This window comes from Enterobacter sp. PL_is379 (assembly GCF_055817355.1).
In genome coordinates this window covers 108,100-124,293 of the sequence record NZ_JBVPGT010000019.1, presented here as the reverse complement: position 1 = coordinate 124,293, position 16,194 = coordinate 108,100, and the positions used below count along the sequence as shown (strand labels likewise).

The following is a 16,194-nucleotide window of genomic DNA, read 5'->3' as shown; positions in this document are numbered from 1 at the left end:
AACGGCAAGGCTGTTTTCCGGGGGCGTTCCGTCAACCAATGACAGACAGAAGGGTTCGATTCCCGATTCATTCTCCCAATGAAAACTGGTTGTAAACATCAAAGTAAAAACGGGGATTGCGCAGTCAGCAATCCCAATGAAGGTCGCCGGTAATGGCGCCGGATCGCAGGCGAAAAGGCATTCCCCTGTGATTTCGTGCCTGCACCCGCGCCTGACTTTAAGGAATATAAAATGGCTAAAAAAATCACGATAAAAAAAGGTCAGTTAGGACTGGTAGCAAAAGCTGGCGATTATTACCGGGTACTGGAGGCGGGTGAACACCGTCTGGGTTGGTTCAATACTGACGACGTGCTGGTGGTGAGCCAGGATGGCAGCGAGGTGCCGGGTGCGCTGGCGGATTATCTGCGCCGCTTTCAGCCTGACTGGGTGGTACGTTACTGCCTGGCGGTTGATCTTACTGCGGATGAAATCGGGGTGTTATCGAACAACGGCGTATTGCAGGAGATTGTGCCGCCTTGTACACGTCGTCTGTACTGGCAGCAGGATGCGGCGTTGAGCCTGCGAAGAATTGATACCCGCGATGTGCGGGTGCCGGAGGACGTGATGAATGCTGCTCTGCAGCCGCGTCGCAATGGCGCGGTAAAAGGGCGCGACGCGATGCTGGTCGTACAGGTGCCTGCCTGGCACGTCGGGGTGGTGAAAATCGACGGAGAAATTCAGGCACTGTTACCGCCGGGACTGACGGCATACTGGAAAATTAACCATCTCGTCGAGGCAGAGGTAGTGGATACGCGCCTTCAGGTAGTAGAAGTGAGCGGGCAGGAGATCCTGACGAAGGACAAAGTTAACCTGCGCCTGAACCTGGCGGCTAACTGGCGCTACAGCGACGTGCTGCAGGCCTGCGGACAGCTTACGAAACCGCTGGAACATTTGTACCGCGAACTACAGTTCGCACTGCGTGAGGCGGTCGGCACCCGCACGCTCGATGAGTTACTGGAAGATAAGCAGATCATTGATGAGGTGGTCAGCAAACAGGTACAAGGCCGCCTGTCATCCTTTGGAATGGAAATTGCGTCGCTTGGGGTAAAAGATATTGTTTTACCTGGTGATATGAAAACGATTTTATCCCGTCTGGTAGAGGCCGAAAAATCGGCCCAGGCGAATGTTATTCGCCGACGTGAAGAAACGGCGGCGACACGATCGCTGTTAAACACCGCAAAGGTGATGGAGAACAACCCGGTGGCGCTGCGTTTAAAAGAGCTGGAAACCCTGGAAAGGGTCGCGGAGCGTATCGACAAAATTTCAGTATTTGGTGGCCTGGACCAGGTATTACACGGCCTTGTTAACCTGAAAGGATAACGCAATGCAACAGAATGATTTTGAATTACTGACAGCGCCAAACGGCGCCCCGATCAAAATGTGGACTCACGGTGTGCCCGTGGAGCCAGAGGCACAAGCGCAGTTACTGAATACCGCAAAGATGCCGTTTATTTTCAAACACCTTGCGGTGATGCCCGACGTTCATCTCGGTAAAGGCTCAACCATCGGCAGCGTGATTCCGACCAAAGGGGCAATTATTCCTGCGGCGGTTGGCGTGGATATTGGTTGCGGGATGATTGCCGTTCGCACGTCGCTGGTGGCCGGTGATTTGCCGGATAATCTCAGCGGTTTACGTAGCGCCATTGAACAGGCAGTACCGCATGGGAGAACCAATACGCGTTCTCGACGTGATAAAGGCGCGTGGGAAACGCCACCGAAAGAAGTGGACGATCGCTGGTGGGTGCTGGCCCCACGTTTTAAACAACTCACGGATAAATACCCGCAGTTGCTGAAAACCAACAACTACCAGCATCTGGGCACGCTGGGTACCGGAAACCACTTTATTGAAATTTGCCTCGATGAGCAGCAGCGCGTCTGGGTGATGTTGCACAGTGGCTCGCGCGGCGTAGGAAACGCCATCGGTAATGTGTTTATCGCCCTGGCACAGCAGGATATGCAGCATCACCTGGGACATCTGCCGGATAAAAATCTGGCCTATTTTCAGGAGGGGAGTCGTCACTATGAGGACTACATCGAGGCGGTGGAGTGGGCGCAGGATTTTGCCCGCCACAATCGGGAAGTGATGATGTCGCGCGTGCTGGCGGCGCTCTCTCGCGAAGTGACTAAGCCCTTTATTACGCAGCAGGAGGCGGTTAACTGCCATCATAACTATGTGCAGAAAGAGCATCACTTTGGGGCAGAGGTACTGATCACGCGCAAAGGTGCGGTGTCGGCGCAGAAAGGGCAGATGGGGATTATTCCGGGCTCAATGGGCGCAAAGAGCTTCATCGTGCGTGGCCTCGGCAACGAGCAAAGCTTCTGTTCCTGCAGCCACGGTGCTGGGAGAGTGATGAGCCGAACGGCGGCAAAAAAACGCTATACCCTTAGCGACCATATTCAGGCGACCTCTCACGTAGAGTGTCGCAAAGACAATGAGGTGATCGATGAAACGCCGATGGCCTATAAAGACATTGATGCCGTGATGGCCGCGCAATCGTCGCTGGTGGAGATCGTTCATACCCTGCGTCAGGTAGTGTGTGTAAAAGGATAAAAAAATGAGCAACAACGATGTTGATAGCGCGATGCGCGCACGAGTCTGCGCGCAACTTCGCGATATAGAGCAGCGCTATAACGTGCGCGTGCTCTACGCCTGTGAATCGGGCAGCCGGGGATGGGGATTTGCCTCACCGGATAGCGATTATGATGTGCGGTTTTTGTACGTTCACCGCCCAGAATGGTATCTGCGCGTCGAATCCCAGCGGGATGTGATCGAGCTGCCGATAGATGATGAACTGGACGTTTGTGGCTGGGAATGGCGCAAGGCACTGGGCCTGCTGAAGGGGGCAAACCCGACGCTTATCGAGTGGCTGGATTCCCCTGTTGTTTATCAGGAGGATGAGACGGTATTGGCCGAGTTGCGCGCGCTGATACCCGCGTGGTTTTCGCCATTGCGCGCCCGCTGGCATTACTACTCGATGGCCCGAAAAAACTTCCGTGGATATTTACAGGGGGAAACGGTTCGGCTGAAAAAGTACTTTTATGTTCTGCGCCCTTTGCTGGCGGCGCGGTGGGTAGAAGCGGGGAAAGGCGTTCCACCGATGCGTTTTGCCGAACTGCTTGCCGGGAGCGAACTGTGTGCGCCGTTACGTGCGGAAATCGATGCATTGCTGGAAATAAAACAGCGCGCAGGTGAAGCGGAATATGGTCCTAAACGGCCATTACTCCACGCTTATTTGCAAAATGAGCTGGTGAGAGGAGAAGTACCGCCGGTACTACCCGACAGCAGAGAAGGAAATTTAAAAGATCTGGATTCGTTGCTGATGAGAACAGTAATGAAAAGCTAAAGAATGGCCCGGTAGTGAAAACGCCCGGGCCATTCTTGCGCTTATTCAAACAAATTCTGATGAAGCTTCTGCACGACCTGCTCGGCCTGATCGGCTGGCACCAGGAAGCAGAGGTTATAGCTGGACGCACCGTAGCAAATCATGCGGATGTTGAACGGGTCGAGCACGCCAAACACCTCTTTGCCCACGCCGCAGGCGCGTGACAGCTTGTTACCGATGATGGCAACCAGCGCCAGGTCTTCTTCGACTTCCACGCGGCACAGTTCAGACAGCTCAATCAGCAGCGACTGCGTCAGCAGGGTATCACCGGTTGAGGTAGAACCGGTGGTGTCCAGCGTCAGCGCAATGCTCACTTCAGAGGTGGTGATCAGATCCACGGAGATGTTGTGGCGCGCCAGAATGCCAAACACTTCCGCCAGGAAACCGCGGGAGTGCAGCATATTGTGGCTGTGCAGCGTCACCAGCGTCTGGCGACGGCGCAGGGCCAGGGCGCGGAACAGCGGCGGGTTTTCCGTTTTCTTACAGACCAGCGTGCCGCCCGCTTTTGGATCTTTACTGGAGCCGACAAAGACCGGAATATCGCTGCGCACAGCAGGCAGCAGCGTTGCCGGGTGCAGCACTTTCGCGCCGAAGGTGGCCATTTCCGCCGCTTCTTCAAACGCGATCACATCAATACGTTTCGCCGCAGAAACGACGCGCGGGTCGGTGGTGTAAATACCCGGAACGTCAGTCCAGATATCCACGCGCGTGGCATGCAGGGCCTCGCCCAGCAGCGCGGCGGTGTAGTCGCTGCCGCCACGGCCAAGCGTGGTGGTGCGGCCCTTCGCTTCACTGCCGATAAAGCCCTGGGTGATCACGATGCCGTCTGCCAGACGCGGGGCCAACTGCTGATTGGTCAGCTCGGCCAGTGCTTCAACGTCCGGCTCGGCGCGGCCAAAGCGGTCGCTGGTGCGCATCACTTTACGCACGTCAAACCACTGCGCCTGAATGTTACGCTCGCGCATGATTTCCACAAACAGCAGGGTGGACATCAGCTCACCGTGGCTGACCAGTTCGTCGGTCAGGGCGGTGGAGGTGGCCAGCGAGGCGGCTTCTGCCAGGGTGGTGATGTTTTCCAGCAGGCGTTCCACTTCCTCGCGGATGACGTTCGGGTTCTGCAGACGCTCAAGAATGTCGAACTGAATTTTGCGCAGTGCATCCAGCTTCACGAAACGTTCTGTCGCTTCCAGTCCTTCAGACAGAGAAACCAGCAGGTTCGTCACGCCGGCAGATGCAGACAGCACCACCAGGCGGGTATTCGGATCGGCCAGCACCACATCGGCGCTGCGGTTCATGGCATCGTAATCGGCCACACTGGTGCCGCCAAATTTGGCGACCACAAAACTCGTCATAACAACCTCGTGTCAGGGAATGAATAAGCGACCTTGGCACAAGAGTGAAACGAAAACAGGTGCAGGCGCAAAATACGGCCCTATAAATAAAATGCGGGGGAGGTCCTGTCAATGCTGGGATTATGCGGATTTTTTATGGGGGGGTACCCCTGAGAAACAGGACTTATAACAGGGCCAGATTTTATGCTCCGTTTTAGGGCATTTTGACCGACATTTCACCGCTCCTGGAAGGCGCTTCAGCAGCTATACTTTTCGGGTCTTTTCACCTGTGTTTGATGCAGGCTAGGGCAATGGCATAAAAACCATCACAATTTTTATTTGCAGGCGCTACAATCGACCGCAGTCACAATTCTCAAATCAGAAGAGTATTGCTAATGAAAAACATCAACCCAACGCAGACCGCTGCCTGGCAGGCACTCCAGAAACATTTTGATGAAATGAAAGACGTCACCATCGCGGATCTGTTCGCGAAAGATGCCGATCGTTTCAACAAGTTCTCCGCGACTTTCGACGACCTGATGCTGGTGGATTTCTCTAAAAACCGCATTACCGAAGAGACGCTGGCAAAACTGCAGGATCTGGCGAAAGAAACCGAGCTGGCGGACGCCATCAAATCCATGTTCTCCGGTGAGAAGATCAACCGCACCGAAGACCGTGCCGTGCTGCACGTCGCTCTGCGTAACCGTAGCAATACGCCAATCATCGTTGACGGCAAAGACGTCATGCCGGAAGTGAACGCGGTGCTGGAAAAGATGAAAACCTTCTCCGAAGCGATCATCTCCGGTAGCTGGAAAGGCTACACCGGCAAAGCGATCACCGACGTGGTAAACATCGGTATCGGCGGTTCTGACCTCGGCCCGTTCATGGTGACCGAAGCGCTGCGTCCGTACAAAAACCACCTCAATATGCACTTTGTGTCTAACGTCGATGGTACCCACATCGCCGAAGTGCTGAAGAACGTGAACCCGGAAACCACCCTGTTCCTGGTTGCGTCTAAAACCTTTACCACCCAGGAAACCATGACCAATGCCCACAGCGCGCGCGACTGGTTCCTGAAAACCGCGGGCGACAACAAGCACGTGGCGAAACACTTCGCGGCGCTGTCTACCAACGGTAAAGCCGTCAGCGAGTTCGGTATCGACACCGCGAACATGTTCGAGTTCTGGGACTGGGTTGGTGGCCGCTACTCTCTGTGGTCTGCAATTGGCCTGTCCATCATCCTGTCCGTGGGCTTCGACAACTTCGTTGAGCTGCTCTCCGGCGCGCACGCGATGGACAAACACTTCTCCACCACCGCACCAGAGAAAAACCTGCCGGTACTGCTGGCGCTGATCGGGATCTGGTACAACAACTTCTTCGGCGCTGAAACCGAAGCGATCCTGCCGTACGACCAGTATATGCACCGCTTTGCTGCGTACTTCCAGCAGGGCAACATGGAATCCAACGGTAAATACGTTGACCGTAATGGCAACGCGGTGGACTACCAGACGGGCCCAATCATCTGGGGCGAGCCGGGTACTAACGGTCAGCATGCCTTCTACCAGCTGATTCACCAGGGCACCAAAATGGTACCGTGCGATTTCATCGCCCCGGCTATTACCCATAACCCGCTGTCCGACCACCATCCGAAGCTGCTGTCCAACTTCTTCGCACAGACCGAAGCGCTGGCGTTTGGTAAATCCCGCGAGGTGGTTGAGCAGGAATACCGTGACCAGGGTAAAGACCCGGCCACGCTGGACCACGTGGTGCCGTTCAAAGTGTTCGAAGGCAACCGTCCAACCAACTCCATCCTGCTGCGCGAAATCACGCCGTTCAGCCTGGGTGCGCTGATCGCCCTTTATGAACATAAAATCTTCACGCAGGGCGCGATCCTGAACATCTTCACCTTTGACCAGTGGGGCGTTGAGCTGGGCAAACAGCTGGCAAACCGTATTCTGCCAGAGCTGGGTGATGATAAAGCGATTACCAGCCATGACAGCTCAACAAATGGTTTGATCAACCGTTATAAAGCATGGCGTGCGTAATTAAAACGTCATGAAAACGTGCCGGCGAAATGCCGGCATTTTTTTATCGGATAATTCCTGATGTCTGTTAGTTAACTCAAATTCTGGTTCTGAGTTTAATCCGAAAAAGACGGTTAACCCGCTAATTGCTGCGGTTTATTTTAAGAAAATACGCAGTAGTCCATTAATATATTTATATTATAAGTTATTGATTTTTATATATTATATATTTATGTCATTTGTCTTTCATTTCCATTTTAACCATTAGTCCGAAAACCCTCTCCCTATTTCCTCTTACGGCAAACCCACGGCAGTAGTTGTGTATACTCGATTCCGCCTGAAATTCTTTTCGGGCAAATCTCCATTCATTCATTGAAGGGAAATTGTTATGAAGAAAGTACTGTATGGCATTTTTGCCATATCTGCGCTTGCGGCGACATCTGTCTATGCAGCTCCGGTTCAGGTCGGGGAAGCGGCAGGTTCGGCTGCGACGTCTGCGTCTGCGGGAAGTTCTACCGCAGCCAGCGCCAGCACCGTAAGTTCAGCCGTGGGTGTCGCGCTGGCGGCAACCGGTGGCGGTGATGGCTCCAACACCGGAACCACGACCACCACGACAACCAGCACCCAGTAATAGCGGGTGTTTTAATCATAACCACACTTCGGTGTGGTTATTTCGCCCCTTCGGAGAAGAGTCGTGAAGCGACCTGCAATCATTCTGATTTGCCTGCTGCTGCAGGCGTGCTCGGCCACCACTAAAGGGCTGGGGAACTCACTGTGGGAAAGCCTGTTCGGCACACCGGGCGTGCATCTGACCGATGACGAACTTCAGAACATGCCCTATGCCAGTCAGTACATGCAGCTTAACGATGGCCCGCAACTGTTTGTGGTGCTCGCTTTCGATGAAAACGGGCAGCAGAAATGGGTGACGCAGGATCAGGCCACCATCGTGACGCAGCATGGCCGTATCGTGAAAACCCTGTTGGGCGGCGATAACCTGCTGGAGGTGAATAATATCGCCGACGACCCGCTGATCAAGCCGAACCAGATCGCCGACGGCGCAGGCTGGACGCGCACGATGGGCTGGACCGAACACAAGCAGGTGCGTTACGCCACGGCACGCTCGACCTTCCGCTGGGACGGCACCGACAGCGTGAAAGTCGGCAGCGACGAAACGCAGGTTCGCGTGCTGGATGAAGAGGTCACCACCGACCAGGCCACCTGGCACAACCGCTTCTGGATCGACGAGGAAGGGCAGATCCGTCAGTCCTTACAGTATCTCGGTGCCGGATTCTTCCCGGTCAAAACCACCCTGATCAAGGCGGCGAAATCATGAAAACGCTCATTCACGTTGCGCTTATCGCCAGTTTTGCCGCGCCGCTGGCATGGTCCGCCGGGACAGTAAAGGTCTACACGCCGGACAGTGAAAAACCCAAAACCTTAACCCACGCCGAGCATCTGCTCGATCTCGTCGGACAGCCAAGGCTCGCCAACAGCTGGTGGCCGGGCGCGGTCATCGCTGAACGGCAGAAGACCGCTGAAGCGGAACAACAGCACAAGGCGCTCCTTGCGAGGCTGACGGGACTCGCGGAGCAGGAAGATGGCGACGACGCGGCGGCCATTAACAGCGTCCGTCAGCAGCTGCAGGCGCTGAAGGTGACGGGCCGTCAGAACGTCAATCTTGACCCGGATGACGTGCGCGTCACGGAAAACGGCAACCCCGCGCTGGAAGGAGACTATACGCTCTGGCTGCCGGCGAAGCCGACGACGGTGACCGTGATGGGGCTTATCAGCAGCCCGGGTAAAAAGCCCTTTACGCCCGGTCGTGACGTGGCGAGCTACCTCGACGAGCAGAGCATGCTGAGCGGCGCGGATAACAGCTACGCCTGGGTGGTTTACCCTGACGGCCACACGCAAAAAGCTCCCGTCGCTTACTGGAATAAACGGCATATCGAACCCATGCCGGGCAGCATTATTTTTGTCGGTTTTGCCGACCATTTCTGGACGAAGGCGTATGACGGGCTTAACGCCGATATCCTTCACTCCCTGATTCAGCGGATACCGGAATAATGAAAAGAACCTATCTCTACAGCATGCTGGCGCTCTGCGTGAGTGCCGCCTGCCATGCAGAAACGTATCCGGCACCCATTGGCCCGTCTCAGTCAGACTTCGGCGGCGTCGGTTTACTGCAAACGCCCACCGCGCGTATGGCGCGCGAGGGGGAAATTAGCCTTAACTACCGTGATAACGACCAGTATCGCTACTACTCGGCGTCGGTGCAGCTGTTCCCGTGGCTTGAAACCACGCTGCGCTATACCGACGTGCGGACGAAACAATACAGCAGCGTCGAGGCGTTCTCAGGCGATCAGACCTACAAAGATAAAGCCTTCGACGTCAAGCTGCGCCTGTGGGAAGAGAGCTACTGGATGCCGCAGGTCTCAGTGGGTGCCAAAGATATCGGCGGTACCGGCCTGTTTGACGCGGAATACATCGTGGCCAGCAAGGCCTGGGGGCCGTTCGACTTCTCACTCGGTATGGGATGGGGCTATCTCGGCACCAGCGGCAACGTAAAAAACCCGTTTTGCTCCTACAGCGATAAATACTGCTATCGCGATAACAGCTACCAGAAAGCGGGCTCCATCAACGGTGACCAGATGTTCCACGGTCCGGCGTCGCTGTTTGGCGGTGTAGAGTATCAAACACCCTGGCAGCCATTACGCCTGAAGCTGGAGTATGAAGGGAATGACTACTCGCAGGACTTCGCCGGGAAGATTGAGCAGAAGAGCAAGTTTAACATCGGCGCCATTTATCGCGTCACCGACTGGGCCGACGTTAACCTCAGCTACGAGCGCGGCAATACGGTGATGTTTGGCTTCACGCTGCGCACCAACTTTAACGACATGCGGCCGCACTACAATGATAACGCGCGGCCTGCATACCAGCCGGAGCCGCAGGATGCGATTCTGCAGCACTCCGTGGTGGCAAACCAGCTGACGCTGCTGAAATACAATGCCGGTCTGGCGGATCCGAAAATTCAGGTGAAAGGCGATACGCTGTACGTGACCGGCGAGCAGGTGAAATACCGCGACTCGCGCGAAGGGATCGAACGCGCCAACCGGATCGTTATGAACGATCTCCCGGACGGGATCCGCACGATCCGCGTGACGGAGAATCGTCTCAACCTGCCGCAGGTGACGACGGAAACGGACGTTGCCAGCCTTAAGCGCCACCTGGAAGGCGAACCGCTCGGGCATGAAACCGAGCTGGTGCAAAAACGCGTAGAGCCGATCGTGCCGGAGACCACCGAGCAGGGCTGGTATATCGACAAGTCGCGCTTCGATTTCCATATCGATCCGGTGTTGAACCAGTCCGTCGGTGGGCCGGAAAACTTCTACATGTATCAGCTGGGCGTCATGGCGACGGCGGATCTGTGGCTTACCGACCACCTGCTGACCACCGGCAGCCTGTTTGGCAACATCGCTAACAACTACGACAAGTTCAACTATACCAACCCGCCAAAAGACTCACAGCTGCCGCGCGTGCGTACCCGCGTGCGTGAGTACGTGCAGAACGATGCCTACGTGAATAACCTGCAGGCCAACTATTTCCAGTACTTCGGCAACGGCTTCTACGGCCAGGTGTACGGCGGGTATCTGGAAACCATGTACGGCGGCGCGGGGGCGGAAGTGCTTTATCGTCCTGTCGACAGCAACTGGGCGTTCGGGGTTGATGCCAACTACGTCAAGCAGCGTGACTGGCGCAGCGCCCAGGACATGATGAAGTTCACCGACTACAGCGTCAAAACGGGCCATTTGACCGCCTACTGGACGCCGTCGTTTGCACCTGATGTGCTGGTGAAAGCCAGCGTCGGCCAGTACCTGGCGGGCGATAAGGGCGGCACGCTGGACATCTCCAAACACTTCGACAGCGGCGTCGTGGTGGGCGGCTACGCCACCATCACCAACGTCTCGCCGGACGAATATGGGGAAGGGGACTTCACCAAAGGGGTTTACGTGTCGATTCCGCTGGATCTGTTCTCGTCAGGCCCAACCCGCAGCCGCGCGGCCATCGGCTGGACGCCGCTGACGCGCGACGGGGGTCAGCAGCTTGGACGTAAGTTCCAGCTGTACGACATGACCAGCGATAAGAACATTAACTTCCGCTGATGCCTCACGCCGGGCGGCACCGCGTTTGCCCGGCCTACGGTTTTTGTAGGCCCGGTAAGCGCAGCGCCACCGGGCGAACTACAAGCGGCGCAGCAGCCTTGCCGGGTTCCCGGCATAGACACCTTTCTCGACGATCGATTTCGTCACCACGCTTCCCGCCCCAATCACCGCTCCGTCGCAAATGGAGACCGCCAGAATGGTGGCACCGCTGCCAATCGACACATCATTTCCGATGGTAATATGGCCCCAGCTGGTCCGGTCGGCGTTCGGTTTCCCCTCACGAAACATATCGTTGGCAAACATCACGCCATGGCCAACAAAGCAACGCTTACCAATGGTCACATACTCACAGATGAAGGTGTGCGACTGAATTTTGCTGTCGTCACCGATGCGCGTATTGCCCTGGATTTCAACAAACGGGCCGACGAATACGCCGTTGCCCAGTACACAGTCGTAAAGATTAGTGGGTTCATATACGGTCACATTGTCGCCGCACGTCACGTTGCGAACCCCGGTTGGTTTACGATCCATCGGTTACCTCCCTACATAAAACATAATTAAAAAATATAGATCTCCGTCACATTTTTGCGTTATACAGAAACCTCGCCCTGGAGAATGAGGTGCTGTATGACATCCCTGACTCGCCCGCGCGTTGAGTTTATCTCAACTATCCTCCAGACCGTGCTGAACCTCGGTCTGTTGAGCCTTGGCCTGATACTGGTCGTCTTTTTGGGTAAAGAGACGGTGCATCTGGCGGATGTACTGTTTGCCCCTGAACAAACCAGCAAATATGCGCTGGTGGAAGGCCTGGTGGTCTACTTTCTCTACTTTGAATTTATCGCCCTGATTGTGAAGTACTTTCAGTCCGGCTTTCACTTCCCGCTGCGTTATTTTGTCTACATTGGGATCACCGCGATTGTGCGGCTGATCATCGTCGATCATAAATCCCCGCTCGACGTGCTGATCTACTCGGCAGCGATCCTGCTGCTGGTGATCACCCTCTGGCTGTGTAACTCGAAGCGGCTGAAGCGAGAATAAAAAAATGGCGGCCCGGAGGCCGCCTAACAACAGTCACAAGTTGGGTCAATACAATACGTCTAAAGTTGAGGGTTGCAGTGGCATAACAAAATGAAACTTAACCTTTCACACCGCCCGCCGTCAGGCCGTTGACCAGCCAGCGCTGCGCCAGCAGGAACACCACGGTAATCGGGATGGCGGAAAGTACGGCCGCCGCGGCAAAGTCACCCCACAGGTAGTTTTGCGGGTTGAGGTATTGCTGCATACCGACGGCCAGGGTGTAGCTGTTCACATCACGCAGTAACAGTGAGGCAACCGGTACTTCGGTGATGGCGGCGATAAACGACAGGATAAACACCACCGCCAGGATAGGCACCGACAGCGGCAGCAGTACCAGGCGGAACGCCTGCCACGGGGTTGCCCCATCCAGCGCCGCCGCTTCTTCCAGCGAGCCGTCGATGGTTTCGAAATAGCCTTTAATGGTCCATACATGCAGTGCGATACCGCCAAGATAGGCGAAGATAACGCCGCCATGGGTGTTCAGTCCGATAAACGGTACGTACTGGCCCAGACGGTCAAACAGGGCATACAACGCCACCAGCGACAGCACGGCCGGGAACATCTGGAAAATCAGCATCCCTTTCAGCAGCGTCGCTTTGCCCGGGAAACGCATACGAGCAAAGGCGTAAGCGCAGGTGGTGGACAGCGCCACGATACCGATCGCGGTAATACCTGCGATTTTCACCGAGTTCCACAGCCACAGCAGCACCGGGAACGGCGGCGGCGTGACGCGGCCATCCGCGTGCTCTACGCTGAAGCCCAGCGCGAGCTTCCAGTGCTCCCAGGAGATTTCGTCCGGGATCAGGCTCCCGGTAGCGAAGTTACCCGAACGCAGGGAGATGGCGATAACCATCAGCAGCGGGAACATGATCGCCGCGATGAAAATCAGCAGGCCTAAGTGCGTCGCCAGGAGGCGCAGCTTCTGAGATTTGGGTTGTACCATTGCCATGATCGATGCCCTCCTTAGTCAAATTTCATACGTGTGGCTTTCAGGTTCACAATCGCCAGTGCGCCTACCAGCAGGAAGATCAGGGTGGCAATCGCCGCCGCCAGACCGAAGTCCTGACCGCCGCCGCCTTCGAAGGCGATACGGTAGGTGTAGCTCACGAGCAGGTCGGTATAACCTGCCGGCGTCGTGGTGCCAAGGCGATCCGGACCACCGTTGGTCAACAGCTGAATCAGCACGAAGTTGTTAAAGTTAAAGGCGAAGCTGGCAATCATCAGCGGGGTGAGCGGCTTGATGAGCAGCGGCAGCGTAATCTTAAAGAAGTTCTGGAACGGGCCCGCGCCGTCCATCGCCGAGGCTTCGTACAGATCGTCCGGGATAGCCTTCAGCAGGCCCATGCACAGGATCATCATGTACGGATAGCCCAGCCAGGTATTGACGATGATGATCATCGAGCGGGCGGTGGTTGGGTCGCTGAACCAGGCCGGTTTGATGCCAAACAGCGCGCTCAGCATCATGTTGATTTCACCGAAGCTCTGGTTAAACAGCCCTTTGAAAATCAGAATCGAGATAAACGACGGCACGGCATACGGCAGAATCAGCAGCACGCGGTAGATCGCTTTGCCCTTTAGGGATTCCCACTGTACAAGACAGGCCAGCACCATACCCACGGCAACGGTCAGGATCACGGTCAGTACGGAGAAGACCACCGTCCAGACGAAGATGGCGAAGAACGGTTTCTGAATGCCTTCGTCGGTAAACACGCGGGTAAAGTTGTCCCAGCCGATGGTGACGGTGTAGCCCGGGCTGAGTTTGTCATCACCCCATTTGCCGTCGGCAGTAATGGACTGATAGAAACCAATGTCGTTGTTTGGACGATATTTTACGCCGCTCTGGTTATTGGTCAGCGTGCCGTCATCCGCCAGAGTATAGAGCGGCTGCGTGCCGGAGAACTGGCGCAGCGAGCTCATCGTCACTTTGCTTTCGTCTGGCAGCACGGCGGTGAGCTGGGTCAGCGCCTGACGGTTCTGGGTAATGACGCGCAGGTTGGCACGTTCACCTTCCGGCAGGGCCTGTGCCTCTTTTAAGGCCAGCTTCTGCTCGCCGCCAAATTTGAACGCGTCGGAGACATAGTATTTGCTGCTTGCTTCGTCAGTAAGCGCTAACTTCCACTCGTTTCCGGCAGGATACAGGCCGAAGTTGAAGGTTTTACCCGCCTGATATGAGCGGTCCAGAAGCACCTGCTGCGCGCGTTCCTGTGCAAGCTGGTTGGTGCTGCTGTAGTTGGTGAACGCGATGGCGATGGTGCAAATCAGCGGGAACAGGACAAACAGCCCCATCCCGGCCACGCCCGGGTAGACATAGCGCCAGGCATAGGCTTTACGATTAGCGAAAATATACAGGCCAGCAGAGCTTAAAATCAGCGTCATGATGGCGAACAGATATTCCCCTTGTACGTACATTAAAACAACAAGGTAACCCACCAGCAGGCACAGCAGACCGATCGCTGACCACTTCAGCGCGTCGCTTTGCCACCAGCGTTTCTTTTTAATGACATCCATGGGGTTCTTCCTCTACAACGGTGGAATCTTATCGTCAGGTGGCGCTGCGCTTACCTGACCTACGGATCGTGCCGTAGTCGTAGGGCGGGTAAGCGCACGCGCCACCCGCCGTTTTTCTGCTTACTTAGTAATACGACCCTGAGCATCTTTCAGCGCGGCATCGACAGTCTGACGACCGCTTGCAGCGTTGATAACCGCGGTACGGGTGGCGTACCAGAATGCGGCCATCTGTGGGATGTTCGGCATGATTTCGCCTTTCTGGGCGTTATCCATGGTGGCCGCGATACGTGGGTCTTTCGCCAGATGATCCTGGAAGGATTTCAGCGCGACGGCGCCCAGCGGTTTGTCCTTGTTCACTTTATCCAGACCCTGATCGGTCAGCAGGTAGTTTTCCAGGAACTCTTTCGCCAGCTCTTTGTTCGGGCTGGCAGCGTTGATGCCTGCGCTCAGCACGCCAACGAACGGTTTAGACGGCTTGCCTTTGAAGGTTGGCAGCAGCGTCACGCCGTAGTTGATTTTGCTCTTATCGATGTTGGTCCAGGCCCACGGACCGTTGATGGTCATCGCGGTTTCGCCTTTGTTGAACGCCGCTTCCGCGATGGAGTAGTCGGTATCCGCGTTCATGTGTTTGTTCTTGATCAGATCCACCAGGAAGGTCAGACCCGCTTTCGCGCCTGCGTTGTCCACGCCCACGTCTTTCACGTCATACTTGCCGTTTTCAAACTTGAACGCGTAACCGCCGTCGGCAGCAATCAGCGGCCAGGTGAAGTACGGCTCTTGCAGGTTGAACATCAGGGCGGATTTACCTTTCGCCTTCAGCTCTTTATCCAGTTTCGGGATCTCTTCCCAGGTCTTCGGCGGGTTAGGGACCAGGTCTTTGTTGTAAATCAGAGACAGGGCTTCAACCGCGATTGGGTAAGCGATCAGCTTGCCGTTATAGCGAACGGCGTCCCAGGTGAACGGGAACAGTTTGTCCTGGAAGGCTTTGTCTGGCGTCACTTCAGCCAGCAGGCCAGACTGCGCGTAACCCCCGAAACGGTCATGCGCCCAGAAGATGATGTCCGGGCCGTCGCCGGTTGCCGCAACCTGCGGGAATTTCTCTTCCAGTTTGTCCGGGTGCTCTACGGTCACTTTGATGCCGGTATCTTTCTCGAATTTTTTGCCCACTTCGGCCAGGCCGTTATAGCCCTTGTCGCCGTTAATCCAGATAACCAGTTTGCCTTCTTCAATTTTGGCGAGCGCCGGTGCGGAAATCATCATTGCTGCGAGGGCGGACAATGCGAAAACGCGTGCGCCAGTCTTGATATTCATAGCTGCCATCCTTTTTGGTGATGTCTCGTGGTATGACTTCAGTGGTTCAACGTGTCTCAGTCTCCTTATTTGACATCCTCTTTCCATCCTCCCAACCCCTACGCCCCACCCCCGGTTTGTGTGATCTCCGTTGCATAAATTTAAGTTATGAGTGCTGGCGCACATAAAAACCCACCGAATTTTGCAGGCGGCTTCACGAATTTTGCCTCAGCCCTCCCGCAGCGGTCGCAGAGCCTGCTCCCTCATCCTCCCGCCTCCTCCCCCATAAAAAAGGCGGGGGGTGGAGGATTCGGGAAAGTAATGGATACCCCATAGTGAACTTATCTTGAATGTTTCTGTCGGTGACAGGTTGTAACGA

General features: G+C 55.6%; 14 protein-coding genes. 9 read left to right on the top strand and 5 right to left on the bottom strand.

Going from position 1 to position 16,194, the window contains the following annotated elements; genetic code table 11:
• Positions 1–231: 231 nt before the first annotated feature.
• From AC0TOY_RS02565 to AC0TOY_RS02555, 3 genes are read left to right on the top strand one after another with little or no spacing between them, the layout of a single operon-like run.
• Positions 232–1,359, top strand: coding sequence for a slipin family protein (locus AC0TOY_RS02565; RefSeq protein ID WP_148770066.1), 1,128 nt, complete (start codon positions 232–234; stop codon positions 1,357–1,359).
• A gap of 4 nt (positions 1,360–1,363) precedes the next feature.
• Positions 1,364–2,590: an RtcB family protein gene (locus tag AC0TOY_RS02560; protein WP_370884552.1), complete on the top strand. Its 1,227-nt coding sequence runs from the start codon at positions 1,364–1,366 to the stop codon at positions 2,588–2,590.
• 4 nt (positions 2,591–2,594) lie between these two features.
• The gene (locus tag AC0TOY_RS02555; protein WP_262811016.1) at positions 2,595–3,383 is read left to right on the top strand and encodes a nucleotidyltransferase domain-containing protein; all 789 of its coding nucleotides are present in this window, start codon (positions 2,595–2,597) and stop codon (positions 3,381–3,383) included.
• Between the two features lie 41 nt (positions 3,384–3,424).
• Here the strand turns inward: AC0TOY_RS02555 and lysC are convergent, their stop codons facing one another.
• Positions 3,425–4,774 (bottom strand): lysine-sensitive aspartokinase 3, encoded by a 1,350-nt coding sequence (gene lysC, locus AC0TOY_RS02550; RefSeq protein ID WP_045909145.1) that lies wholly within the window; start codon positions 4,772–4,774, stop codon positions 3,425–3,427.
• A 374-nt stretch (positions 4,775–5,148) separates the two neighbouring features.
• Between lysC and pgi the strand changes: the two genes are divergently transcribed.
• The 5 genes from pgi to AC0TOY_RS02525 all read left to right on the top strand — a co-directional run bounded on the left by pgi (position 5,149) and on the right by AC0TOY_RS02525 (position 10,940).
• Positions 5,149–6,798, top strand: coding sequence for a glucose-6-phosphate isomerase (gene pgi, locus AC0TOY_RS02545; RefSeq protein WP_045909146.1), 1,650 nt, complete (start codon positions 5,149–5,151; stop codon positions 6,796–6,798).
• 367 nt (positions 6,799–7,165) lie between these two features.
• Positions 7,166–7,408 carry an exopolysaccharide production protein YjbE gene (gene yjbE, locus AC0TOY_RS02540; RefSeq protein ID WP_008503423.1) on the top strand — a complete coding sequence of 81 codons (243 nt, stop codon included), beginning with the start codon at positions 7,166–7,168 and terminating at the stop codon, positions 7,406–7,408.
• A gap of 63 nt (positions 7,409–7,471) precedes the next feature.
• A complete protein-coding gene (locus tag AC0TOY_RS02535; protein ID WP_024906676.1) occupies positions 7,472–8,110 on the top strand; it encodes a YjbF family lipoprotein in 639 nt (212 codons plus the stop codon).
• On the top strand, positions 8,107–8,844 hold the full coding sequence (locus AC0TOY_RS02530) for a capsule biosynthesis GfcC family protein (RefSeq protein WP_024906677.1): 738 nt from the start codon (positions 8,107–8,109) through the stop codon (positions 8,842–8,844). The genes AC0TOY_RS02535 and AC0TOY_RS02530 overlap by 4 nt, the downstream gene beginning before the upstream one ends.
• A complete protein-coding gene (locus AC0TOY_RS02525; RefSeq protein ID WP_473721454.1) occupies positions 8,844–10,940 on the top strand; it encodes a YjbH domain-containing protein in 2,097 nt (698 codons plus the stop codon). Before AC0TOY_RS02530 ends, AC0TOY_RS02525 begins: the two co-directional genes overlap by 1 nt.
• A 78-nt stretch (positions 10,941–11,018) precedes the next feature.
• Here the strand turns inward: AC0TOY_RS02525 and AC0TOY_RS02520 are convergent, their stop codons facing one another.
• Positions 11,019–11,471 (bottom strand): acyltransferase, encoded by a 453-nt coding sequence (locus AC0TOY_RS02520; protein WP_047362612.1) that lies wholly within the window; start codon positions 11,469–11,471, stop codon positions 11,019–11,021.
• A gap of 96 nt (positions 11,472–11,567) precedes the next feature.
• Here AC0TOY_RS02520 and psiE point away from each other — a divergent pair, with 96 nt between their 5' ends.
• Entirely contained in the window at positions 11,568–11,978 is a 411-nt protein-coding gene (gene psiE / locus AC0TOY_RS02515) for a phosphate-starvation-inducible protein PsiE (protein ID WP_000202963.1), read from the top strand.
• Positions 11,979–12,075: 97 nt separating this feature from the next.
• On the opposite strand, the gene malG is transcribed toward psiE, so the two are convergent.
• From malG to malE, 3 genes are all read right to left on the bottom strand, one after another.
• A complete protein-coding gene (malG, locus tag AC0TOY_RS02510; RefSeq protein WP_023310002.1) occupies positions 12,076–12,966 on the bottom strand; it encodes a maltose ABC transporter permease MalG in 891 nt (296 codons plus the stop codon).
• Between the two features lie 14 nt (positions 12,967–12,980).
• Positions 12,981–14,525 (bottom strand): maltose ABC transporter permease MalF, encoded by a 1,545-nt coding sequence (malF, locus tag AC0TOY_RS02505; protein ID WP_029740622.1) that lies wholly within the window; start codon positions 14,523–14,525, stop codon positions 12,981–12,983.
• Between the two features lie 120 nt (positions 14,526–14,645).
• Positions 14,646–15,836, bottom strand: a complete 1,191-nt coding sequence (gene malE / locus AC0TOY_RS02500) for a maltose/maltodextrin ABC transporter substrate-binding protein MalE (RefSeq protein WP_473721453.1) — start codon at positions 15,834–15,836, stop codon at positions 14,646–14,648.
• Positions 15,837–16,194 lie beyond the last annotated feature (358 nt).